This window comes from Flavobacterium sp. 11 (assembly GCF_002754315.1).
Classification (GTDB): domain Bacteria; phylum Bacteroidota; class Bacteroidia; order Flavobacteriales; family Flavobacteriaceae; genus Flavobacterium; species Flavobacterium algoritolerans.
This window is the reverse complement of the sequence record NZ_PEFE01000001.1, coordinates 1202815-1228213: the sequence shown is the minus strand read 5'-3', so window position 1 is coordinate 1228213 and position 25399 is coordinate 1202815. Positions and strand designations below refer to the sequence as shown.

Genomic DNA, 25399 nt, shown 5'->3' with positions numbered 1-25399 from the left:
AATGAAAACTACAGAAACAAGAATTCAAGAATTAGTTACCGACTGGATTACGAACCCAAGATGGAATGGCATTGAGCGACCTTACACTGCTGAAGAAGTGGTAAAATTGCAAGGTTCTTATCAAATAGAACACAGTGTAGCCAGAATTGGAGCGAATAACTTATGGAACAAACTAAATTCTCAGGATTTTGTAGCCGGACTTGGCGCACTTACCGGAAACCAAGCGATTCAAGAAGTAGAAGCAGGATTAGACGCTATTTATTTGAGCGGTTGGCAAGTTGCCGCTGACGCAAATGTAGCCGGCGAAATGTATCCTGACCAATCTTTATATCCTGCTAACAGTGTTCCATTGGTAGTAAAACGAATAAATAATGCCCTTTTGAGAGCAGACCAAATACAAGTAGTAAACGGAACAACCGATAAAAAACAATACTTAGTTCCTATTGTTGCTGATGCCGAAGCCGGTTTTGGAGGAAACCTTAATGCTTTCGAATTAATGAAATCGATGATTGAAGCGGGGGCTGCCGGAGTTCACTTTGAAGACCAATTGAGTTCTGCTAAAAAATGTGGACACTTAGGCGGGAAAGTTTTGGTTCCTACACAAGAAGCCATCAACAAATTGATTGCAGCACGTTTAGCAGCTGACGTAATGGGAACGCCAACGTTGATTGTTGCTCGTACAGATGCTGATGCGGCTAACTTATTAACTAGCGATATTGACCCTAGAGATGCTAAATTCATCACGGGTGAAAAAACTGGAGAAGGTTTTTTCTATGTAAATTGTGGTGTGGAGCAAGGAATTGACAGAGGATTGAGTTATGCGCCTTATGCTGATTTAATTTGGATGGAAACCAGCAACCCGGATCTTGATTACGCAAGAAAATTTGCCGAAGGAATTCACGCAAAATTCCCAGGAAAAATGTTGGCTTACAATTGTTCGCCATCTTTCAACTGGGCTGCAAAATTATCCGTTGCTGAAATGGAAACGTTCCGCGAAGATCTTGCCGCAATGGGATACAAATTCCAATTCATCACATTGGCCGGATTCCACGCGTTGAACACTAGCATGTTCGAATTGTCTAAAGCATACAAAGAAAGAGGAATGGCAGGTTATTCTGAATTGCAGGAAAGAGAATTTGCTTTACAAAAACACGGTTTCAAAGCCGTAAAACACCAAGGTTTCGTAGGGACATCCTATTTTGATGCAGTACAAAATACCGTAACAATAGGAAAATCTTCTACTACTGCGATGAAAGATTCTACAGAAGTAGCTCAATTTTAGAAAAACTGCAACCATAAAAAAACACGATTTCATCTGAAATCGTGTTTTTTGTTTTTAAAATAAAAGGACCGTTTATTTTGATTCTATAATTTCAAGATCAGTAACCACTTTCTCTTTTCCTTTTTGAATACTTATTTTATTGATTGAAATTGGAAGGTAATATTTACCGTTTTTGGCTGCTTCCAATTTTAGTTTTTTGTCTTTATTTTTCCAATTATCTGCTGCCGTTTTAGTCATTGAAAGATCATAAATGTGTTTATTCAGTCCTTTTACAGCTTTTACCTTCTGAGAATAAACCACTTCTTTCAAGCTGTTTTCAATTTGCAAAAGCACTTCTGCATTTTCATTCGAATAAAACCAAACCTCTGCTTTTGGTTCTGAAGCCTTAGCCCAAGAACTCCAACTGTTGCCCCATTCTCTTGATTTTTTTATCTTTTTAAGCTCAAAAACATGAAGATTTTCCGCTATTACTTTATCATTCAATTGTTCCACTTGTTCCAAATTAACTTTGTACACTGAACGACCGTGAGTTCCCACCACTAAATCTTTTGCTTTCTTTTGAATCACTGCATCGTGAACGGCCACGTTTGGAATTCCACTAGAAAAATCATCCCAGCTTGTTCCTTTGTTTAACGAAACATACAATCCGTTGTCCGTTCCCACGTACAAAACATTCTCGTTGACATTATCTTCCACAATTACATTCACTGGACTTGCAGGCAGATTATTGGCTATATTTTTCCAGGTTTGCCCAAAATCATCTGACACATACACATAACTGGTGAAATCATCATTTCGATATCCGTTTAAAGTCGCATACACTCTTTCTTTCTTGTGTGCCGAAGCCACTACTCTGGAAACCCATCGGTTTTGAGGTAAATCTCCCGAAATTTTATTCCAAGTCGCACCGCCGTCTTTCGAAACATGAATCAATCCATCATCACTTCCCGTGTAGAGCAAACCAAACTGCAATTGACTTTCGCTGATGGCGGCGATTGTTCCAAAAGCTACATTTCCTTCTTTAGCTCCTTGCGTCAAATCAGGCGAAATAGCAGTCCAAGTTTGTCCTTGATTCATCGAACGGTGCAAGAAATTAGATCCCATGTATAAAATATCTTGGTTGTGCGAAGACAATAAAATAGGCGTTTGCCAATTGAATCGAAATGGTTTTTCGTCCTTTTTTGGCTTTGGAGAAATATAATCACGTTTGTTTTTTGCACGATCAATTCTGTAATAATTTCCAAATTGGAAACCTGTGTAAACAATACTTGGATTTCTTTTGTCAATTTGAGTTTGCATTCCGTCTCCACCCATCAAATTTTCGTATGGATATTTTCCGGTTTGGTACCATTCTGATGAATATTTATAAGTACTTGGCCCAACCCAAACGCCATTATCCTGCATCCCACCATAGATATTATACGGTTCTTGCTCATCTACATTCACTGCATAAAACTGACTTACGGAATGTGAATTACTTTTCACCCAATGTGCTCCATCATCATACGAAATGTTCAAACCACCGTCATTTCCATTAATTAAATGCCCAGATTTATTTGGATTCACCCAAACCACGTGATGATCCGCGTGAACATTCTCTTCGCTTATGGAGGTGAATGTTTTCCCGCCATCAGTTGATTTTATAATGGGTACACCTGACAAATAAATTTTATTCACATCGTTTGGATCAACAGATATAACACTGAAATAATACCCGTACGAATAAAAGAAATCATCAATAAAATCTTGGTGTGTCTTTGTCCAATTTTTTCCTCCGTCACCTGATTTGTATACTTCGGCACCAATAACTTCTGTTTCGGCCAAACTATTTATTGCGTCCAGAACTACTTTTGCAGCTTCGTTTGGTTGCAAATACCCGTTTTCAACCCAATGCTTGATATTTTCGGCTCTGTATTTTTCGGTCAATCCGTAATTCTTTAAAATAGAATTCAGACTTTTATTTGGTAATTTCAAGAATTCGTCTCCCGGCATTGAAAACGCAATCGGTAACGAATTGCTTTTTTTGGATTGCAACGGTCTTTTGAATTGGTTATCTAAAATGGCATATACATTTGCATCATCATACACCGCTAAACCAATACGGCCAACGCCTTCGCCAACAGGAAATCCACTTTCAGCATTCGTGTAAAGTTTCCAAGTCAATCCAGCATCCTCACTTTTATAAATTCCTGAAGTGGCGCCACTCCCAATAAAATCCCAAGCTTTTCTATCTTTGCTCCAAGAAGCCGCAAATTGAACCTTGAAGTTTTTTGGCGAAACAGCCACATCAATAATCCCGGTTTCATCGTCGATATAAAGGGTTTTACTCCACGTTTTTCCGCCATTAGTCGTTTTATAAATTCCTCGTTCTTCATTTTTAGAATACAAATGACCCACTGCACCCACAACAACTTCATCTGGATTTGATGGATTGATAAGGATTCTGCTGATGTGATGGCTGTCGTACAAGCCCATATTTTGCCAAGTCTTTCCTTTATCTTCGGATTTCAAAATTCCAATTCCGGCATAAGAGGATCGGGACGAATTCACCTCACCAGTTCCTACCCAAATTGTTCCTCGTTTCCAGTCTACCGCGATATCACCCACATTTTGCGTAGGCGCCGCATCCATAACTGGCGAAAAACTCATCCCATTATTATTCGTGTACCAAAGTCCACCTGAAGCATAACCCACATAAAATTCGGTTGGATTTTCCGGATTTACATCCACATCCACCACTCTACCGCTCATCACCGTTGGACCTACATTTTCAAAAGCAACATTCTGAAAAAGCGATTGATTTTCCATTTGTTTTTTGGCTTCCAATGATTGCTGAATCGCTTCCGCAGAAACTTGTCCCCAAGAGACACTTTGGACTATGAAGGCAGAAAAGAGTACTATTTTTTTCATAAAAACTGATTTGAATTGGAAAATTAATCATAAAAATAGTTATCTGAAAATTTTATAGTGTAATTAACATCCGTTTCTCTCAAAGTTAGTATTTTTGAATATTCAATGTATAAAAACGAATTGTTATGAAATGAGCACAGAAAAAAATGGTATAAAAAACCAATTTTAGCTTTATGCGAATTCCATTTGACAAATAAAAAACAATAAAAATCAACAAATGAAATATCATCAAATTGACCGAGATTTATTTATAAAAAATAGAGAAAAATTCATGGCTCAGATGAAGCCAAAAAGCGTTGCCATCTTCAATTCTAATGATATTTATCCCGTTTCTGCCGATAGTACTTTGCCATTTGCACAACACCGCGATATCTTTTATTTAAGCGGAGTAGATCAGGAAGAAAGTATTTTATTGCTTTTCCCCGATGCGCCATACGAGCACCAAAGAGAAATGGTTTTCTTAAAAGAAACCAGCGAACACATTGCAATTTGGGAAGGTGAAAAACTGACTAAAGAGCGTGCTTTTGAAGTAACAGGAATCAGAACCGTACATTGGTTACAGGATTTCGAAAAAGTTTTATTCGAAATGATGACGCACGCTGAAACAATTTACATCAATACAAACGAGCATTACCGTGCCACTGTAGAAACTGAAACGCGTGAAGCCCGTTTTGTAAAATGGTGGAAAGAGAAATATCCGGCACATACTGTCGCAAAAAGTAATCCGATATTGCAACGTCTTCGCTCTGTAAAAGAAACCGAAGAATTGGACTTAATCCAAAAAGCCTGTAATATTACGGAACTTGGTTTTAGAAGATTATTGTCTTTCGTGAAACCAAACGTGACCGAATACGAAATCGAAGCCGAGCTGATTCACGAATTCATTCGCAACCGTTCCAGAGGTTTTGCTTACACGCCAATTATCGCTTCCGGAAACAATGCCAATGTGTTGCACTACATCGAAAATAACCAACAATGCAAAGCTGGCGATTTGATTTTACTGGATGTTGCAGCTGAATATGCTAATTATTCCAGTGATATGACGCGTACCATTCCGGTTTCAGGAAAGTACACCAAAAGACAAAAAGAAGTGTACAATGCCGTTTTAAATGTAAAAAACGAAGCGACCAAAATGCTGACTACAGGAACACTTTGGAAACAATACCATATCGAAGTGGGGAAATTAATGACTTCAGAACTACTAGGTTTAGGTCTTATTGACAAAGCCGATGTGCAAAACGAAAACCCGGAATGGCCCGCTTATAAAAAATATTTCATGCACGGAACTTCCCACCACATGGGATTGGACACGCACGATTACGGAATCTTGACCGAGCCAATGCAAGCCAATATGGTGTTCACCGTAGAGCCTGGAATTTACATTCCTGCCGAAGGTTTCGGAATCCGTCTGGAGGACAACATTATCGTTCAGGAAAGCGGTGAACCATTCAACATGATGCGCAACATCCCAATTGAAGTGGACGAAATCGAAGAATTAATGAACAGTTAATTCCTTAAATACATACAACTAAATCGGTTTACAGCAATGTGAACCGATTTTTTTTTGGGCGCAACCCAGCTTCCGTAAACTCCAGCTGCGTCGGGCTATCCGCTATAAGTCCTCGTCTCGTCCAAAAAGACAAGACTGTGGGCTTTCCGCTATTATCCCTTGCGCGCTACAACGAGAAAATCTATAATTCCAAAACACGAATTCCAAAATTCATGGTAAAACTGTAACTTTATAATCACCCTTCCGACTTATTTAAAACAACAACTATTTTTTAAAACATATTCAATATGTAATTTGAATCAAAAAGAAATTAAGAAAAATTAAGCTCTGATTCTTAATGAAACTTAATTTCTTAATGGTAAAAACTTTTAAATAAAAACTTAAAACACAGAAATCATGCAAGCACACGAAATAGACTACCACATTTACGGCGAGGAAATGCAATATGTGGAAATAGAATTAGACCCACAGGAAATAGTAATTGCCGAAGCGGGAAGTTTTATGATGATGGACAATAATATCCAAATGGAAACCATTTTTGGAGATGGTTCCGGACAGGAAAACGGACTGTTCGGCAAACTTTTAAGTGCCGGAAAAAGAGTTTTAACCGGTGAAAGTCTTTTTATGACGGCGTTCATCAATCAAAACAATACCAAAAGCAAAGTTTCCTTTGCATCGCCTTATCCAGGAAAAATAATCCCAATTGACTTAACACAATTTGGCGGTAAATTCATTTGCCAGAAAGATTCCTTCCTTTGTGCTGCCAAAGGCGTTTCTGTGGGAATTGAATTCTCTAAAAAACTCGGTCGCGGATTGTTTGGTGGCGAAGGTTTTATCATGCAAAAAATAGAAGGCGACGGAATGGCGTTTGTACATACCGGCGGAACATTGGCCAAAAAAGAATTAGCCGCAGGCGAAATCCTAAAAGTGGATACTGGTTGTATCGTAGGTTTTACCAAAGATGTTGATTATGATATTGAGTTTATTGGCGGAATCAAGAATTCTATTTTTGGAGGCGAAGGTTTGTTTTACGCCACGCTTCGCGGACCGGGAACAGTTTATGTACAATCTTTGCCTTTCAGCCGACTAGCCGACAGAATCATCGCATCTGCTCCAAGAGCCGGCGGGAACAGTCGCGACGAAGGCAGTTTGTTAGGCGGATTAGGAAGTTTGCTCGATGGAGATAAACGATTTTAAATAATTAAAATGGCTTTCAGAAATGGAGGCCGTTTTATTTTAAGGGAAGTTGAATTTGTGGTAAATGTTGACAAAGTGTTTTGTTTACAATCTTTTCTCTCATTAATTTCTTCTTGTTAAAATGTCTTGATATATTTTGAATTATTTCAGTGTAGTTATCAGTTCCATTCTCTTTTTGATGGTAAAAAACCTTTATTGATCTGCAATTATTATGTTCAAAAATAGTGTTTAATAAGGTTCTATCTGATAATCCACAAGAATGTCCAATTATGAAAACCTGAAATTTATCATTATCAATATATCGTAACAAATCATTATAATTTGAATTTTGAAGATATTGAAAAGATTTAAAATTCTTTAAATACTCATTATTATTCAAATTTTCAATCGACTTATATTCATCATCCATTTCATCCCCAAAACCAAAATTGATTTTATTTTCTGAAACATTTCCTAAACTTCCGTGAATAAAATTCATCCTTGTTTCTATTTTATCATCTTTACCTAATAATTCACGATAAATACTTGTAATTGGAGTATAATTAAAATTTAAAAAATACAAATTATTTACCAATTCTTCTTTTCGTTCTTTTTCAAAATGTTCTTTTATTTCATTAACATCATCAATACTTATAAATTCCTTTAAAATATTTTCTTCATTACTTAATAAAGAAATAGGCTTTAGAAAATTGTAAATTTTCAGCCAATTAGTATTTGGATTTTTTGTGAAATCTAAATTATATTTATTCACTACTTCATCCACTAAATATTTTTCAAGTAGAATTTTTACTTCTTCAAATTCTTTATTCAGTCTAGAAACATCCCAAGGATAATTATATTTAGATAAGCCTCCTTTAACACTTTCCTTTAAAATACAATAATAAGTATTTTCAATATCAACCCAATTTTCTACCATAGCAACATCACTTAAATAGAGGAAAAATTTATTCTTAAATTCTTTAATACAGTATTTTTTATTTCTTTCAGCAAACTGCTTTAACGTTTTATAACACTTAACATCTTTATAAAATTCGTTACGACCTTCAATTCCTATACTTACCATATTTAATTTTAATGAAAAAAGATTGTCCTCATAATTATCCTTATTTTCAAAAACTTGTATGACATTTCTCCAATAATCATTCATAAAATCTTTATAAGAAGTCGGCAATCCATGAGCCAAATCAAATCCGTTTCCAATAATCACAAGTCTGTTCATATTTATAAATGCTTTTCTCAAATATACTATTTTTAATACAAGTGCATTCATGAATTGCTTACATGACCTTATATTTCTTAAATGGTTAAAAAAATAAAATGTTACTTTTGTAGACTAAATTTTCATTTTGAAACAAATTCTCTTTAAAAATACCAACATCTCCTATTCCGATACCGGGAAAGGAACCGCTATTGTCTTACTTCATGGTTTCTTGGAAAACAAAGGCATGTGGGATTTTTATATTCCGGAGTTTGCTAAAAAAAACCGCGTTATCACGATTGATTTATTGGGACATGGAGAAACGGAATGTTTGAGTTACGTTCAAACGATGGAAGATAATGCCGATGCGGTTCACGCCGTTTTATCGGAATTACGCATCCGGAAAGCCATTTTTGTCGGACATTCTATGGGTGGTTATGTGGCTTTGGCTTTCGCCGAATTATATCCTGACACCATAAAAGGATTGGTTTTATTAAACTCGACCGCTAGAGCCGACAGCGAGGAACGAAAAACAAATCGGGATCGAGCTATTAAAGCGGTAAAACAATCTTTTATGAATTTTGTTTCACTTTCTATTGCAAACTTATTCAGTGAATCCAACAGAGAACGACTTTCATCCGAAATTGAAAGCGTAAAAAAAGAAGCTTTAAAAACACCGCTTCAAGGAATCGTTGCGTCACTGGAAGGAATGAAAATACGACAAGATCGGGAAGTGTTGTTGCATCTTACACCCTATCCTAAATTATTAATTCTTGGAGAAAAAGATCCTGTTTTAAATTACGAAGAAACCAAAGAACAGATAGAAAACACTGCAGTAAAACTGGTGACTTTTCCGGACGGACACATGAGTCATATTGAAAACCAGGACCAATTATTGATTGTATTGTTGGCTTTTTTCAAAAGCATCTAAATCATTCCTGATTTCAAATACCCTTTTTCAACCAATTCGCTTTTGTCTTTCAAGTGGTGCATTTTTCCTTCTTTCATCAACGCTAGTTTTGTGGAAACCTTAATCACATTTTCATAATTATGATCCGTGATAATAATACCTTTTACACTGGACATTTCTGTAATTAATTCATTTATTTTTTCAATCATTATGGGCGATAAACCATTGTAAGGCTCGTCCAACAAAACAAATTTTGACGCATTATTCAGGATTAATTTAATCACTAAATACCGTAATTCTCCGCCGGATAAATGTTTTATTTTTTTATCTAACATCGATTGAATCATTTCATCAGCATAGAAATCCTGTAATTTCTCTTTGGCAATCGACAATAAGATTGTCTTTTTTATCGAAAATGAATTTGGAATAAAATTATCTTGAGGCAAATAACTAATTTCATTTAGTAAATCTCTAGTTTTTGATTTCACGACGCCATCAACTCGAACAAATTTAAAATCGGCAGTTACAATTCCGAAAATGATTTTCAACAAAGTAGATTTTCCGGAACCATTTCTTCCTAAAACACCAATGATATCAGCCGTTTCGCATTTCAAATACACATCGGAAACTATGATTTTTCCATCATATTGTTTTTGAACACTGTCTACTTCTAAAATATTTTTAGTCATACGAGTTTGATTACTAAATTAATGACTAAAATCAGCATCAACGAAAAAACAAAATTCATTAGAAAACCATAGATGAATAAATGCAGTTTTGAGATTCCGTTGTTGTAATAAAACAGGTATTCATTTTTAGCATTCACTTCTTTTATCAAAATACTGATGAAGAAACCAAAAATAATAAGCACGTATTTGAAGGTTTCAAACCCTCCAAAAACCCATGCCAAAACACTTATTGACACGTTTATCGTCAATGTACTTTTGTAAAACTCAAAGATGTTGGCTAATTTTCTGATTGGGAACTCTGTTTAAATTATTTTCTCTTCAAAAGGAATATTCTCGTCTAAAATTTCGCTCAATAAAAGAACCATTTGCTCTAAATAATTACTCAAAATTTCTTCATTTATAATCGAATTTATTTCTTTGTCTTCTTTAAAATTAAACGGAAGAAAACCTGCCTTTAAATTCTTAAAAGAAATAATTCCTGCTTCAATTGGCTTTCCTTTTGCCTCATGTTCATACATATAAGCATACGCGAGCACCTGAATGATTTTATCGCTTTTAATGTCTTCGGTTAATCCTTTCCAAGATTTCAATGTGACACTTGCTTTTTCTACTTTTCCTGTTTTATAATCAATGATTCGAATAATTCCGTTGCGCTCTTCAATTCGGTCCACATTTCCTTTTATCAATACCGGAAAAGGCAAATTAGGATGATGTAATGGTCGCTCGAAAGTTTGTTCTAACGCTAGAATTTTTATTGCATCTCCGTTCTTTATACTTTCCAGTTCTACTTTTAAGAAATTCGAAACATTTCGTTTAGCAACTTCAAACGCCAATAAATTTCGACCTTTTTTGATTTCGCCTTCTTTATACACCAATTTGAATTGCTTCAAAACCTCAGCGTCAATTTGTTTGAAACAATTTAAAATATCACTTTCCGAAATAAATTTGCCAATGAAAGGTTCATACAAAACTTTCAAAGTTTCGTGGATAATGGTTCCCAACGTATTCAAGGCAATATTTTCCTCGACTTCTTCGACTTCGCTGATGCGTAAAATCTTCTGGAAATAAAACTGAATTGGATTCCGGATATAACTCGTCAATGCCGATGGAGAAAACCCTTTTTCTGCAATTTCTTTCAATCGCAACATTACACTTTCCGATTTTGGAATCACCATCGGTTGATATGCTGTTTCGGGTAAAACAGCATTATAAATTTCGTGTGTCAATGTATGATTTTTTTGCTTTTCGACTTCGAGTTGGGTTATGAATCGACTTTTTTCACCCGCATCCAAACCTTCACTTTCAGTATTATACAGTAAATAAATATTTTTGGCACGTTGCAACAAATGATAAAAATGATAGGTATAAATGGCATCTTTTTCCTTGAAAGTTGGCAACCCCAATTCACGTTTCACATCATACGGAATAAACGAATTTTGTGATTTTCCCGCCGGAAATTTCCCTTCATTCATTGAAGTTACAATAACGGTGTCAAAATCCAAAACACGGCTTTCTAAGACTCCCATAATTTGCAAACCATTCAAAGGTTCTCCTTCAAAAGAAACTTCGGCTAAATCAATTACTTGTTTGTAAATGGCATAAAGCGTTTCTATTTTATCGATATGTTCGTGCTTGGAATAGTAATTAATCAGTTTATTGATGACTTTGAAAATGGCAAAAACAAAAGCCTTTGTGATTTTTTCTTCTTCGTTGTCGTTACTTAAATTTTCTTTTATGGTTTGCAATAATTTAGAAATAGTCTCTAATACCGGAATCGAACCATTTTCCCATTTTTGGAATAACAAGAGAAACAACTCGCTTGGAATTACATTCAATTCCATCAATTTATGATGCGTAATAAAAGTATAATTATTTTGATTGATAGTATGGACAAGCGCGCTGGCTTTCGCATACGGCTCCACCAAAGGATGCGTCAAAATATCCAATACATCTTTGTAATATAAGACATAGCTTTTAGCATTTCTGGACAACGCATTCGTGTGCATTTTGAATAATTTGGCGATCAAAATCTGGGCTGGATTGTTCTTGCTTGAATACCCCATCGTGATATTCAAAGCTCCAACGCTTGACGGTAACGAATATAAAAGCGGCACCAGAAGATTTTCCTCGCCTAAAACCACAGCCACTTTATCCAACTTCCCGTTGGGATTTTTATTAATGACATTCTCAATAATACTTCCGGCTATTTTGGCCTGACCAATTGTTTTTGGCGTTCCAATAACCTGTATGTTTTTAGTCTGCGAAAAATCATTTACAATCCATTCAAACGGATGTAGTTTATAATGTTTCCAACTTTCTTTGAAACGTCGCACAAACAGCCCTGCATCGTGATACGGATCATTGAGAAATGTTTGATCTACGTCCCAATATATTTTGGCCTGATCAGAAGCGATAAGGTGCTGGATTATTTTTTCTTCGGCTGCATTTAATGCATTAAAACCGGCAAACAGGAATTGTTTACCTTGTAACGAATTCGAAAAATGATTTAGATTATTAACTGCTTCACGATAAATCAAGCCTTGATATCCAATTCCTTTGTTTAGCAAATGTGTATAAAGTGATTGATAATAATTGGGTAGTAATTTCCAAAAATCGATATATTTCTCTAATAATACCGTTTTATTTTCGACTTCAATTCCCCATTTTTTAATATCCTCGATATCTTTCAAATACGAAAGAACATGTGATGGTTCTAATAAATAGCGGTCAATTTCATTAAAATCTTGTAACAGCGTTTTTGCCCAATTGGCAAACAATTCAAACGTTTGTTGGTTTGCTTTATCGGTAATGGATAAGTAGACTTCATAGAATTCAAATAATAGTTCAATGGGATCTATGGTGCGAATACCTGCAATATTTTGAACAAAATCTTCAATACTTATAATTTCGGGAGAAAGTATATTTGTGGTAACCTGATTTTTTAGCGCTTCAATCAGGAATATTTTGGCTCGTTTGTTTGGTAAAACAACAATTGTATTGGAAAGATTGCCTGAGTAATTTTCAATTAAAACTGCGGCTATTTTATCTAAAAAAGAAGTATTTGTCATTCTATAAAAATAAAAAAACGCCTCGATAAATCGAGGCGTTTTCCATAAATATTTTAGAAAGAAATTATTCTTTAATCAAAGATATTTCAACTCTTCTGTTCATTGCTTTTCCTTTTGCAGTTTTGTTAGTTGCAATTGGTTTAGTTTCACCAAAACCTGTAGATCTAAGTCTATCAGCAGCAATTCCGTTTTCAATTAAATAATTTTTAACTGCAGCAGCTCTGTTCTCAGATAAAGTTTGGTTAAGTTCATTACTACCATCACTATCACAGTGACCTTCGATCATGAATCTTGAATAAGGATATTCTTTTAAGATTGAAGTGATTGATTGTAAAACTGTGTAAGTTCCTTTTTGGAAAGTAGCTTTACCAGAATCAAACAAGATAATTTTACCATAGTTATTTAAAGTTTTCATAACTTCTTCAGAAACTTCTGGACAACCTTGATTAGCAACAGTACCTCTTACGTCTGGACATTTATCATCTTTGTCTAAAACACCATCTCCATCAGTATCTGGCCAAGGACAACCTGCGTTTTCTTTAGGACCTGCAACAGTTGGACATTTGTCATCTTTATCAGCTACTCCGTCTCCGTCAGTATCAGGACAACCTTTCAATGCAGCTAAACCAGCAACTTCTGGACAAGCATCATCTTTATCAGCAATTCCATCTCCATCAGTATCAGGACATCCGTTCAATGCAGCTAAACCAGCAACTTCTGGACAAGCATCAGCACTGTCTTGAATTCCATCTCCATCAGTATCAGGACATCCGTTGAATTCTTTTAAACCAGCAACTTCTGGACAAGCATCATCTTTGTCATAAATTCCATCTCCATCTGTATCTTTACCTCCGAATTTGAAGATAAGACCAGCTGAATGTTGAAAATGTGATGGAGCATCTGGAACACCAGCTGCATCTTCTCTATCACCAAAAGATTTTTTATATTTTGTAGCAAGTTCTAAACCAACATTTTCAGTAAACCAAAAAGTTAAACCAGCACCTGGATTTAAAGTTCCGAAACTACTATCCCCAAAGAAAGTATAACCTCCACCAACAGATAGAGACGGATCAATAACTTTAGAACTAATCAAATTCATGAAACTATATTTAATAGTTGCATCAACACCGTAATACATTAAGTCTCCAGGATTAGTCACCACATATCCACGAGAATCATGACCTACTGCAGTTGGAGCAAATCTCACAAATTTGTCAATTTTATTCACAGATCCAGAAAGTCCAAAAGAGAAATTATCTCCTACGTATCTAGATACAGTTAAATAAGACACAGAAGGAAGGATGTTCCAGTTGTCTTTAATTGCGAATGGTTGAGAGAAATGTTGATCTAGCCAATTATGTCCTCCACCAGCACTAGTTTTAGTGTCAACGGCATTAACTCCAAAAGAGAGTGCCCATGGATTGTTACTGTCTTGTGCTTGAGAACTTAATCCCATCACCATCATTACAGCAACTAAAAGTTTGTTAAGATGTTTCATACTTAATTTTTTTAATTACAATTTAGTTAATTATAAACAAAAGTAATGCGTAAATTTTTAACTACAAAACTAAATGTTAAAAAAAAACCATAAAAACTGTCAAAAGTGGAAATTATATAACTTCAAATCAAAATTCTATAACATTTAGCATTCTACCAACTTCAACAAAAGCACTGATAGCCTTATCTAGGTGTAATTTTGTGTGTGCTGCAGATAACTGTACTCTAATTCTCGCTTTATCTTTAGGAACTACTGGAAAAAAGAAACCAATAACGTAAATCCCTTTTTTCAAAAGCTCCTCTGCCATTTTTTGTGACAATTTTGCATCATATAGCATAACCGGAACTATAGCAGAGTCCCCATCAATAATATCAAAACCAGCTTTTTTCATTCCTTCTTTGAAATAGTTAGTATTCGATTCCAATCTATCACGCAATGAAGTATCCTTTTCTAATAATTCAAAAACTTTAATAGAAGCTCCAACAATTGCTGGCGCCAAAGAATTAGAAAACAAATACGGTCTGGAACGTTGACGCAATATTTCGATAATTTCTTTTTTGGCAGTCGTATAACCACCCATAGCGCCACCAAGTGCTTTGCCTAATGTTCCGGTAATAATATCTACTCTACCCATTACACCTTTTGCCTCGAGCGTTCCTTTTCCGGTTGCACCAATGAATCCGGCAGCATGACATTCATCTACCATAACCATCGCATCGTATTTATCTGCTAAATCACAGATTTTATCCAAAGGAGCTACGACACCATCCATAGAGAAAACACCATCTGTTACAATCAACTTGAAACGAGTTCCTGCATCAGTAGCCTTTATTAATTGTTGCTCCAAATCTTCCATATTGCTATTTTCATAACGATATCGAGCAGCTTTACACAAACGAACACCATCTATGATAGAAGCATGATTCAAACTATCTGAAATTATCGCATCGTTTTCCCCTAATAAAGGTTCGAAAACTCCGCCGTTAGCATCAAAAGCTGCCGCGTAAAGAATAGTATCTTCAGTACCATAAAATTCAGAAATCTTTCTTTCCAATGTTTTGTGAATATCCTGAGTTCCGCATATAAAACGCACCGATGACATTCCGAAACCATGTGTATCCAAAGCATCTTTTGCAGCCTGAATTACTTCTGGATGTGATGACAATCCAAGATAATTATTAGCACAAAAATTCAGAACAGTTTCTCCTGTAGAAATAGTGATTTCTGCTCCTTGAGGCGAAGTGATAATTCTTTCTTTTTTGAAAATTCCATTATCTTCAATAGTTTGTAATTCTGCTTGAAGATGTTCTTTTATTTTTCCGTACATTAGTTAGTGTTTATTAATTCGTTTTATGTTTATAAATATCTCAAGCTACAAATTTACTACATCGATTTCTTTTCCTATATATATAAGTGCTTTTTTTATCACTTTATATCCCATTAACTCAATTGCTGTTTGATAATTTTCCAATTGCTGTTGGTATTTCACATTATGTGTTCCTGTTTTATAATCCAGCAATAACACTTCTTTGTTTTTTGTTAAAACCATTCGGTCCGGTTTAATGGTTTTACCTTCTTTTTGAATAATAGTTTGTTCATTCAAAACTTCATTTCCTTCGGCAAAACAAATTCCTAATTCACTGTGATTGACAATTTCTTGAATCGTATTAAAAACTATTTCTTTTTGAGCAAAAGTGATCAATCCATTTTCAATAGACTTTGTAATTGCCAAATCAACATCATTTTTCGTTTTGACAAAAGATAAAATCTCATGAATCACATTTCCGTATTCTATAGCTTCCTGCTGATGCGTTCCCCACATTAATGCTTCTCGTTGCGCAATTTTTATATTCTTTGGATTCAGAATTTCAGAAACCAAAGGAATCGTTTTTGAAGTGTCGATGTGTTGTTTTACTGAAGATAATTTCGCTGGATTTCCAAATTCATATTCCAATTTATTTTCATCAAACCCAACTTTATTATCCAAATAATTAATAAAAAAACTACACATATTATTTTTTGGAATTTCTCCTTTACTGGATAAATTCATATTCGAAATCACATATAATTGCTCCTCAGCTCTTGTCAAAGCAACGTATAAAACATTGATGTTATCTAATAATTCTTCCTGCTTTTTTTGATTATAAACCTCCGCAGCTTCGACTCCAAATCCTTCCACCGCTTTACTATTGTCAATCAATACTTTTGGCAAACCAAAATCTTGTTCCTCCGCGTTGAGCCATAATTTATCTTTTGGCTTTAGACTATAATCTTCTTCTGCAAAAGGAAAAATAACAACCGGAAATTCCAATCCTTTCGATTTATGAATCGTCATAATCCGAACTGCATTAGTACCTTCTGGAGACGGAATACTGAATTTCTCCGCATTTTTATCCCAGAAATTCAAGAAATCCGAAATTCCTGCTTGATTGCGAATATCTCGCTCCAGAACAATATCCAGGAAATATTGAACGTAGGCATTACTAATTTTTGGGTTCAGGAACTTTGTTATTATTGTCTCCACCGCTTCATACAATGATTTTTTTCTAATGTTTTGAAACGAAAGCGAAACATCGAAACTCATCAACCAATTTTCGAAATCAGCTTCTTGAAACAACGCCATTCCTTGAGCGATAAAATCATGAATAGGTAATTTATCCTGACTGTTCTGCGCTAAATATTGAAGAAAATTTGCTTTGGATTCCAAATCAGAACTGTTTTTCAGGTATTTCAATAAATGAATAATCAATCGAACTTCGGTGGCATTTTGAATCATCAAAGTTTCCGATGACAAAAGTGGAATCCGTTGCTCGGTCAAATAATTCGCAATCGCAATTCCTTGACTTCGTTTCCGAGTAAGAATCACAATATCTTTGTATTGAAAGCCTTGTTGCAGTACTTTTTGAATCGTATTTAATGTCGCTAAAACATACAAATCGGTTTTGTCCAACGTTTCTTCATCTTCCGAAGTTTCTACTTTTGGAATGAAAGAAATATTTACGTATCCACCGGTTTTGTCATTCGTTTTTTGATGACTGTGATTTTCATACAAATCTTTATAATCCAAATGTTCGAATTCGTTCGAAATCAATTTGAAAAAATCATTGTTAAATTCGATTATTTGTGAATAAGAGCGGTAATTTTTATCTAAATGTTCGAGTCTTTTGTCTGGGTTATTGAACGGATTTTGGTCTTTACTCAACTCGATAAATTGTTCTGCTTTCCCGCCACGCCATCTGTAAATAGATTGTTTTGGATCGCCAACAATCATCAAAGTTCCTTTTACTCCAAAATCATCCTGACCCGAAAGCGCATTATCAATCAGCGGAATCAGGTTTTGCCATTGCATTTCGGAAGTATCCTGAAATTCATCAATAAAAAAATGACGGTAGCGCTCGCCCAATCGTTCATATATAAAAGGTGCCGGCTGATTTTGAATTTCGCGATGGATAATCGCATTAAATTCTGAAATAGAAAGTACATTTTGCTCTTCCTGAATTTTGGTTAATTCATTACTTACGGTATTTAGTAATGATAATGGCGTAATGTTTTTCAGGAACGCTTTATAGAAATTTATCTTTTCGAAAGCTGTGTAAACTTTAGTAAGAATTAACAAAAATTCAGGAATAAGATTTTCAATAATCGCTCGATCTTTTGCCGTTTTATTGATTGCAATATCATCAAACTCATGAAAAGTTTTATTCTTGGGATTGAATTTCCCTTGTTGAATACTAGTAATATGATTTGGAAAAGTCCCTCTGGAAAAAGATTTTACATCAATTCCGTTTTTATCAATTACCGTTAGCGCTTCTTCTGCAAAAATAATAGTTTGCTTTTCTAAGTGTTTGCAGGCTTCGGAAAGTTTGTTTTTTATTTCGACAAATTCAGTGATGGATTTATCTTGAAAATGGGTGATTTCGTTTCTGTTATTTTCGTTTAAAACCAATCGACCCGTTTCGAGAATTTCCCGAGAAATATCCCAAGATTTATCATCATCGGTTTTTTCCATCGTGAAATCAATTAACAATTTTGTTAATGTTTCATCTTCTCCAGCTTGAGCAATAATAGCATCGACGGCTTCTATCAATAAATTTTCGGTATCCAAAGTGACTTCAAAAGTCATGGGCAAATTCAAATCATGCGCAAAAGCCCGAATCACTTTATGCGTAAATTTATCAATGGTCGAAATATCAAAAGCGGCATAATTATGAATAATGTGCTTAATGATTTGTTGGGATTTCGTTTTGATTTCAATAATCGAAAGTCCTATTGGTTCTTCGCTCCATTCTTCAGGATTATTTTCTTTTCGTTTTCCATTCACCAAATCCTGCATTAAATTCTGCGCTTTCTCGCTGGGTTCGTCTTTAGCAAATTCGGATAAACTGCCTACGATTCGGCTTTTCATTTCGTGAACCGCTTTGTTGGTAAACGTAATGGCGAGAATGTTTCGGTAGGCATCATTTTTTGGCGCGACAAGGATAATTTTTAGGTATTCTTTGACAAGCGCATAGGTTTTTCCGGAGCCTGCCGATGCGTCGTATATGGAGAATGAAGGTCTTTGCATTAAGATTTTAGATTTCTGATTAACGATTTTAGATTTCTGATTTAGAATTAGCGTCCTAATTTCTCATATCTCCTAGCCCTGATGGAAACGGCATCCTTTTTATAAGGTGATTTTTCTTCACTTTATAAAAAGATATAGTGAACAGCAGGAAATAGCTTCTAAAAATACACGTATTAATAGGTTACTTTTAAAATTTGCCCCGAAACTTCGGGATAAAACTTAAAAGTAGTATTTTTGCAGCATGGAAACAAATAGACAGAAAAAAATAGGTGGGGTTATCCAAAAAGATTTGGTTGATATTCTGCAAGGTGAAGTGAGAAAAAACGGATTGGCTAATTTAATCATTTCGGTATCCAAGGTTACTGTGACTACAGATTTATCAGTAGCGACAGTGCATTTAAGCGTTTTCCCTCAGGACAAAGCAAAAGAGATTTTAGAGGCGGTGAAGTCCAATGCTAAAAACATTAAGCATGATTTATCACAACGTGTTCGCTTACAATTAAGAAAAGTTCCAAATTTGGTTTTCTTTATTGACGACTCTTTGGATTACATTGAAAAAATTGACAACGCCTTAGCCAACAGAGATAATCCTATCGAAAACAGAGATCTTTTGGACAAACGCAGATTTCAATAAAATTTGAATTTCCCCCTTTACATAGCCAAACGCTACATTCGTAGCAATAGTAAAAATAATGCTATCAATATTATCAATCGCATTGCCAGCATGGGAATTATTGTTGGCGCAATGGCTTTGTTTGTGGTTTTATCTGTTTTTAGCGGGTTGAAAGTTTTTAGTCTTTCGTTTACGAATGAGATTGACCCCGACCTAAAAATAAGCAGTACTCTGGGAAAATCCTTTTTGATTTCTCCAAATCAAGAAAGCCAAATCAAGAAAATTGACGGTTTGGTTTCGTATACTAAAATTATTGAAGAGCGTGTTTTATTCACTTTTGACGGAAAACAGGAAGTTACCTACTTGAAAGGTGTTGATTCTAATTTCAGTAAAGTAAATGCCATAGAAACAAAACTTTTCAATGGACAATGGTTGAAACCAAATACGTATCAAGTGGTTGTGGGCTACGGAATTTCCCAAAAATTCTCCATGGGATTACTGGATTTTAATCGTCAATTAGAAGTTTTAGTTCCAAAGCCAGGAAAAGGCGCTATCGAAAATCCAGAAGAAGCTTTTAACAAAACGGATCTAATTCCTGTTGGGATTTATGCCATTAGCGAAGATTTAGATTCGAAATATGTTTTTGCTGATTTAGGTTTAGCGCAGGAATTATTGGAATACAAAACCAATCAGGTTTCCGGGATTGAAATCAAGACAAAAACCGATGCTGACGAAAGTGTAATTACAGAACAACTTCAAACTATTTTCAACAATAAAATCACCGTAAAAAACAGGGCGCAACTCAACGAATCGCTCTATAAAATGTTGAATACCGAAAATATTGCCGTGTATTTAATCTTTACTTTGGTGATAGTTGTGGCACTTTTTAACTTGATTGGCGCGTTAATTATGATGATTTTAGACAAAAAAGGAAACCTAAAAACCCTTTTTAATCTTGGAACCGAAATCAAGGATTTACGAAAAATATTCCTGCTTCAAGGCACTTTATTGAGTGTTTTCGGCGGAATTATTGGCTTGGTTTTAGGAATTATTATTGTGTTATTACAAGAATATTTTCAGTTGGTCATGATTACTCCTACACTGGCGTATCCAGTAATTTTTTCTCTCGAAAACGTACTAATCGTCATGGGAACTATCGTTGCACTAGGCTTTATTGCTTCCTTAATTGCAAGTAGTCGCGTGAGCAAGAAGTTGTTGGATTAATTTTTTTAATTAAAAAGAATATTTACATTTACCTTTCTTAAAATCTAAACGCTATGATAGTTTCTGTCTAGTCCTTCTTTATTTCTAAATAATTAGGGCCACTTTATTTACTTTTAGGTCCAGCTAATACGTCTGGACTTTTCATCTTATTAATCCTAATTTATCATGACAGAAACAACAATAGAAAAAAACTTATTTTCTCGAATTTTTGCAACATTAAAACAAGCTATCAAAGGAGATGAATCTTTTGATTACACGTCTGGAAGCATCAAAAAAGGAGTAATTCTTCTAGCCATTCCGATGGTATTGGAAATGCTTATGGAATCCGTTTTTGCTTTAGTCGATTTATATTTTGTTGGTCATTTAGAGCAAAGCAGTTATGCTATTCAAGCGGTTGGTTTAACCGAATCGGTAATCACGATTGTTTATTCTATTGCTATCGGAATTAGTATGGCTGCTACTGCGGTTGTTGCTCGTAGAATTGGCGAAAAAGATCCTGTTGCTGCTGCAAAATCCGGAATGCAAGCCATTATTATTGCATTTGTTATCAACACAATAATCAGCATTTTTGGTTTTATTTATGCCAAAGATATTTTGTTATTTATGGGAGCCTCTATTGAAGCTGCTGAATATGGGCTAAACTTCACTCGAATTATGATGGGCGGAAGTTTATGCATCATGCTTTTATTTCTTATTAACGGAATATTCCGTGGTGCAGGAAATGCTGCCATTGCCATGAAAAGTCTTTGGTTGGCTAATATTTGCAACATTATTTTATGTCCCATATTAATTAATGGATTTGGACCTATTCCTGCTTTTGGATTAATGGGTGCAGCAATGGCAACAACTATAGGCAGAAGTATTGGTGTTTTGTACCAATTGTATCATTTATTTAATGGCAGGGGAATATTGAAAATTATACCTTCTTATTTCATTCCAGATTTGGAACAAATAAAAGCATTGGTAAAAATCGCTGCTCCTGGAGTATTACAATTTGTAATTGCTTCCTGCAGTTGGATATTTTTGGCTCAATTAGTCGCCACAACGGGTGGAGATCATGGTTCGGCGGGATATCAAACGGCATTGCGCATCATGATGTTTTTTATTCTTCCTGCTTGGGGATTAAGTAATGCTGCTGCAACTTTGGTGGGTCAAAATTTAGGTGCCAAAAAAATTGAACGTGCCGAAAAATCCGTTTTTACGACCGCAAAATACAATGTAATTTTTATGGCAATTATTACAGTTATCACATTGTTTTTTGCCAGTTCCCTGATTTCATTTTTTACAAATGATCTTATTATTCAAAAGATTGCCGTTGAAGCATTACAAACCATGTGTTTGGGATATGTTTTTTATGGAATAGGAATGGTGTTAATTAATACATTCAATGGAGCCGGTGATACCTGGACTCCAACAATGATTAATTTTTTCGGATTCTGGTTGTTCCAAATTCCATTGGCTTATTTATTATCCAAATATTATAAAATGGGACCAACAGGTGTTTTTATAGCGATTCCTATAGCCGAAACCGCAATTACTTTAGCAAGTATCGTTCTTTACAAAAGGGGGAAGTGGAAACGTATAGAAGTATAACAAAAAGGGCTTAACAAATTGTTAAGCCCTTTTTTATTTTAAACAACCTCGTATCCTGCATATGCCTCTTCAATCTCATTCAAAGCAGCAAATAATTCTTCAGGACGATCCAGCGTTACTAATTTTTGTTTGTAGGGTTTAAAAGAATGAATTCCTTTAAAATAATTGGTGTAATGAGGACGCGTTTCAACAATTCCTAGTCTTTCTCCTTTCCATTCCATTGCCCAAGTGAGGTGGTTGCGCACCGCTTCAACTCTATCGACAACGGTGGGTTTTGGCAAATGTTCTCCAGTTTTGAAGTAATGTTTGATTTCATTAAAAATCCAAGGGTAACCAATAGCTGCACGACCAATCATGATTCCGTCAATGCCATATTCATTTTTGTATTGTAATGCTTTTTCCGGAGAATCGATATCGCCGTTTCCAAAAATTGGCATTGTGATTCTAGGATTGTTTTTTACTCGGGCAATGTGCGACCAGTCGGAATGACCTTTATACATTTGGGCACGGGTTCTGGCGTGGATGCTTAAAGCGGCTACGCCAATGTCTTGCAAACGCTCAGCAACCTCATCAATATTAATGGAATTATCGTCCCAACCTAAACGCGTTTTTACCGTAACCGGCAAATGGGTACTATCTATAACAGCCTGAGTCAAACGAATCATTAAATCTACATCTTTCAAAACACCGGCACCAGCGCCTTTGCAAACGACTTTCTTAACGGGACAACCAAAATTAATATCTATTAAATCTGGGTTTACTGCGGAAACAATTTTGGAGGACATGGCCATTGCTTCTTCGTCACCACCAAAAATTTGGATTCCTACAGGGCGTTCGTAATCGAAGATGTCTAATTTCATTCGGCTTTTGATGGCGTCACGAATTAATCCTTCGGAAGAAATAAATTCCGAATACATCAAATCGGCACCATGAGCTTTACACAATCTGCGGAAAGGCGGATCGCTCACATCTTCCATAGGCGCGAGAAGTAAAGGGAATTCGGGTAATATTATGTTGCCAATCTTGACCATCTTCATTTATTTTGGTGCAAAATTACGTTTTTTAGATGAAAGGATAAAAGAAGAAAGAAGAAAGACTTAGTATTAAACCGATTAGTTTGCGAATTCGGGACTTTGAAACTGTTGAATTTAGCTTATATTTGCAGATTAATTGTCGCTGTTTGGCGATTGCGTGAGGGATAGCAGTGAAAATCCTTTTCCTTTTTTCTTTAAAAAGGAAAAGATTGTAGCGAAAAGCCCGACCCTTGTGGTCACGCCCTGAAATAAATTCAGGGTAAACCCAAATAAATTTGATATTATTTAGAACATGAAACATATTAGGAATTTTTGCATTATTGCACATATTGATCACGGAAAAAGTACGCTTGCTGACCGATTACTTGGCGCAACACAAACTGTTACCGCTCGTGAAGAAAAGGCGCAATTGCTTGACAACATGGACTTGGAACGTGAACGTGGGATTACGATTAAGAGTCACGCGATTCAGATGGAATACACATATAAAGGACAAGAATACATCCTGAATTTGATTGATACTCCGGGACACGTGGATTTTTCGTATGAAGTTTCTCGTTCGATTGCAGCTTGTGAAGGCGCGCTTTTGATTGTAGATGCAGCGCAAAGTATCCAGGCACAAACGATTTCGAATTTATATTTGGCTCTTGAAAATGACTTGGAAATTATTCCTGTTTTGAATAAAGTAGATTTACCAAGTGCCAATCCTGAAGAAGTAAGCGATGATATAGTGGACTTATTGGGATGCAAATTAGAGGAAATTATTCATGCATCAGGTAAAACTGGTTTGGGTGTAGAAAATATTTTGGCAGCCATTATTGAAAGAATTCCTCCTCCATCAGGAAATGTTGACGAGCCTTTACAAGCGTTGATTTTTGACTCGCACTACAATCCGTTTCGAGGAATCGAAGTTATTTTTCGTGTGAAAAATGGACAGATTAAAAAAGGTCAGAAGATAAAATTCATGGCTACCGGAAACGAATATTTTGCAGACGAAATTGGTACCTTGAAACTAAATCAAGTTCCGAAACAAGTAATTTCAGCTGGTGATGTTGGGTATTTAATTTCTGGAATTAAAGAAGCGAAAGAAGTAAAAGTAGGTGATACGCTAACAGATGCGAAAAACCCGACTACAAATATAATTACTGGTTTTGAAGATGTGAAACCAATGGTTTTTGCGGGAATTTATCCTGTGGATACTGAAGATTACGAAGAGTTGAGAAACTCTATGGAAAAACTGCAGTTGAATGATGCATCATTAGTGTTTTTACCGGAAAGTTCAGCAGCTTTGGGATTTGGTTTCCGTTGCGGATTTTTAGGAATGTTACACATGGAAATCATTCAAGAACGTTTGGAGAGAGAATTCAACATGACTGTAATCACTACAGTTCCAAACGTTTCGTATTTGGCTTACACCAAAAAAGATCCTACAACACCGCTTATCGTAAACAATCCTTCGGACTTGCCGGAGCCTTCTCGTTTAGACCATGTTGAAGAACCTTTTATCAAAGCAACAATCATTACTAAATCTGATTATGTTGGAAATGTAATGAGTTTGTGTATCGAAAAACGTGGATTGATTACCAATCAAACATATTTGACTACAGAACGTGTAGAGTTGACTTTTGACATGCCGTTGGCCGAGATTGTATTTGATTTTTACGACCGTTTGAAAACAGTTTCTAAAGGATATGCTTCCTTTGATTATACGCCTATTGGAATGCGAACTTCTAATTTGGTTAAAGTGGATATCTTATTGAACGCGACGATTGTTGATGCTTTGTCATCCTTAATGCATGCCGACAATGCGTATTCTATTGGAAAAAAAATGTGTGAGAAGTTGAAAGAATTAATACCACGTCAGCAATTTGATATTCCTGTACAAGCAGCAATTGGGGTAAAAGTAATCTCTCGTGAAACGATAAAAGCTTTGCGTAAAGACGTTACCGCAAAATGTTACGGTGGAGATATTTCGCGTAAACGTAAATTATTGGAAAAACAGAAAAAGGGTAAAAAACGTATGAGACTAGTTGGAAATGTTGAGATTCCACAAGAAGCGTTTATGGCTGTTTTGAAGTTGAATGATTAATTTTTTTAGAGAATAGAAGA

The 25399-nt window shown here is 35.4% G+C and carries 17 protein-coding genes; 8 read left to right on the top strand and 9 right to left on the bottom strand.

Features of this window, described 5'->3' with window-relative positions; genetic code table 11:
* Position 1 precedes the first annotated feature (1 nt).
* Complete coding sequence (aceA, locus tag CLV00_RS05325) at positions 2–1282, top strand: isocitrate lyase (RefSeq protein ID WP_099714161.1); 1281 nt, start codon at positions 2–4, stop codon at positions 1280–1282.
* Between the two features lie 72 nt (positions 1283–1354).
* On the opposite strand, the gene CLV00_RS05320 is transcribed toward aceA, so the two are convergent.
* Positions 1355–4192 (bottom strand): glycosyl hydrolase, encoded by a 2838-nt coding sequence (locus CLV00_RS05320; RefSeq protein WP_099714160.1) that lies wholly within the window; start codon positions 4190–4192, stop codon positions 1355–1357.
* A 217-nt stretch (positions 4193–4409) separates the two neighbouring features.
* Here CLV00_RS05320 and CLV00_RS05315 point away from each other — a divergent pair, with 217 nt between their 5' ends.
* Positions 4410–5702, top strand: a complete 1293-nt coding sequence (locus CLV00_RS05315) for an aminopeptidase P family protein (RefSeq protein ID WP_099714159.1) — start codon at positions 4410–4412, stop codon at positions 5700–5702.
* A gap of 396 nt (positions 5703–6098) precedes the next feature.
* Positions 6099–6899 (top strand): TIGR00266 family protein, encoded by an 801-nt coding sequence (locus CLV00_RS05310; protein ID WP_099714158.1) that lies wholly within the window; start codon positions 6099–6101, stop codon positions 6897–6899.
* A 34-nt stretch (positions 6900–6933) separates the two neighbouring features.
* Here CLV00_RS05310 and CLV00_RS05305 read toward each other — a convergent pair whose 3' ends face one another.
* Positions 6934–8139, bottom strand: a complete 1206-nt coding sequence (locus tag CLV00_RS05305) for an AbiH family protein (protein ID WP_158234586.1) — start codon at positions 8137–8139, stop codon at positions 6934–6936.
* A gap of 106 nt (positions 8140–8245) precedes the next feature.
* On the opposite strand from CLV00_RS05305, the gene CLV00_RS05300 reads away from it, so the two are divergent.
* Positions 8246–9028 carry an alpha/beta fold hydrolase gene (locus CLV00_RS05300; protein WP_099714156.1) on the top strand — a complete coding sequence of 261 codons (783 nt, stop codon included), beginning with the start codon at positions 8246–8248 and terminating at the stop codon, positions 9026–9028.
* Here CLV00_RS05300 and CLV00_RS05295 read toward each other — a convergent pair.
* The 6 genes from CLV00_RS05295 to CLV00_RS05270 all read right to left on the bottom strand — a co-directional run bounded on the left by CLV00_RS05295 (position 9025) and on the right by CLV00_RS05270 (position 18826).
* Positions 9025–9696, bottom strand: a complete 672-nt coding sequence (locus tag CLV00_RS05295) for an ATP-binding cassette domain-containing protein (RefSeq protein WP_099714155.1) — start codon at positions 9694–9696, stop codon at positions 9025–9027. The two genes, CLV00_RS05300 and CLV00_RS05295, sit on opposite strands and share 4 nt — an antisense overlap.
* Positions 9693–9932, bottom strand: a complete 240-nt coding sequence (locus CLV00_RS05290; RefSeq protein WP_099714154.1) for a hypothetical protein — start codon at positions 9930–9932, stop codon at positions 9693–9695. The genes CLV00_RS05295 and CLV00_RS05290 overlap by 4 nt, the downstream gene beginning before the upstream one ends.
* Positions 9933–9998: 66 nt before the next feature.
* Positions 9999–12764: a PD-(D/E)XK nuclease family protein gene (locus CLV00_RS05285; protein WP_099714153.1), complete on the bottom strand. Its 2766-nt coding sequence runs from the start codon at positions 12762–12764 to the stop codon at positions 9999–10001.
* Between the two features lie 64 nt (positions 12765–12828).
* Positions 12829–14262, bottom strand: coding sequence for an OmpA family protein (locus CLV00_RS05280; protein WP_099714152.1), 1434 nt, complete (start codon positions 14260–14262; stop codon positions 12829–12831).
* A 127-nt stretch (positions 14263–14389) separates the two neighbouring features.
* On the bottom strand, positions 14390–15589 hold the full coding sequence (gene kbl / locus CLV00_RS05275) for a glycine C-acetyltransferase (RefSeq protein WP_099714151.1): 1200 nt from the start codon (positions 15587–15589) through the stop codon (positions 14390–14392).
* A gap of 45 nt (positions 15590–15634) precedes the next feature.
* Entirely contained in the window at positions 15635–18826 is a 3192-nt protein-coding gene (locus CLV00_RS05270) for an exodeoxyribonuclease V subunit beta (RefSeq protein WP_099714150.1), read from the bottom strand.
* 241 nt (positions 18827–19067) lie between these two features.
* Here CLV00_RS05270 and rbfA point away from each other — a divergent pair, with 241 nt between their 5' ends.
* The 3 genes from rbfA (at position 19068) to CLV00_RS05255 (ending at position 22256) form a co-directional block, all read left to right on the top strand.
* Positions 19068–19460 carry a 30S ribosome-binding factor RbfA gene (gene rbfA / locus CLV00_RS05265; protein ID WP_099714149.1) on the top strand — a complete coding sequence of 131 codons (393 nt, stop codon included), beginning with the start codon at positions 19068–19070 and terminating at the stop codon, positions 19458–19460.
* A gap of 3 nt (positions 19461–19463) precedes the next feature.
* Positions 19464–20663, top strand: a complete 1200-nt coding sequence (locus tag CLV00_RS05260) for an ABC transporter permease (protein WP_099714148.1) — start codon at positions 19464–19466, stop codon at positions 20661–20663.
* Positions 20664–20828: 165 nt separating this feature from the next.
* On the top strand, positions 20829–22256 hold the full coding sequence (locus CLV00_RS05255) for an MATE family efflux transporter (RefSeq protein WP_099714147.1): 1428 nt from the start codon (positions 20829–20831) through the stop codon (positions 22254–22256).
* Positions 22257–22294: 38 nt separating this feature from the next.
* Here the strand turns inward: CLV00_RS05255 and dusB are convergent, their stop codons facing one another.
* Positions 22295–23287 carry a tRNA dihydrouridine synthase DusB gene (gene dusB / locus CLV00_RS05250; protein ID WP_099714146.1) on the bottom strand — a complete coding sequence of 331 codons (993 nt, stop codon included), beginning with the start codon at positions 23285–23287 and terminating at the stop codon, positions 22295–22297.
* A gap of 295 nt (positions 23288–23582) precedes the next feature.
* On the opposite strand from dusB, the gene lepA reads away from it, so the two are divergent.
* Positions 23583–25379 carry a translation elongation factor 4 gene (lepA, locus tag CLV00_RS05245; protein ID WP_099714145.1) on the top strand — a complete coding sequence of 599 codons (1797 nt, stop codon included), beginning with the start codon at positions 23583–23585 and terminating at the stop codon, positions 25377–25379.
* Positions 25380–25399: the final 20 nt, after the last annotated feature.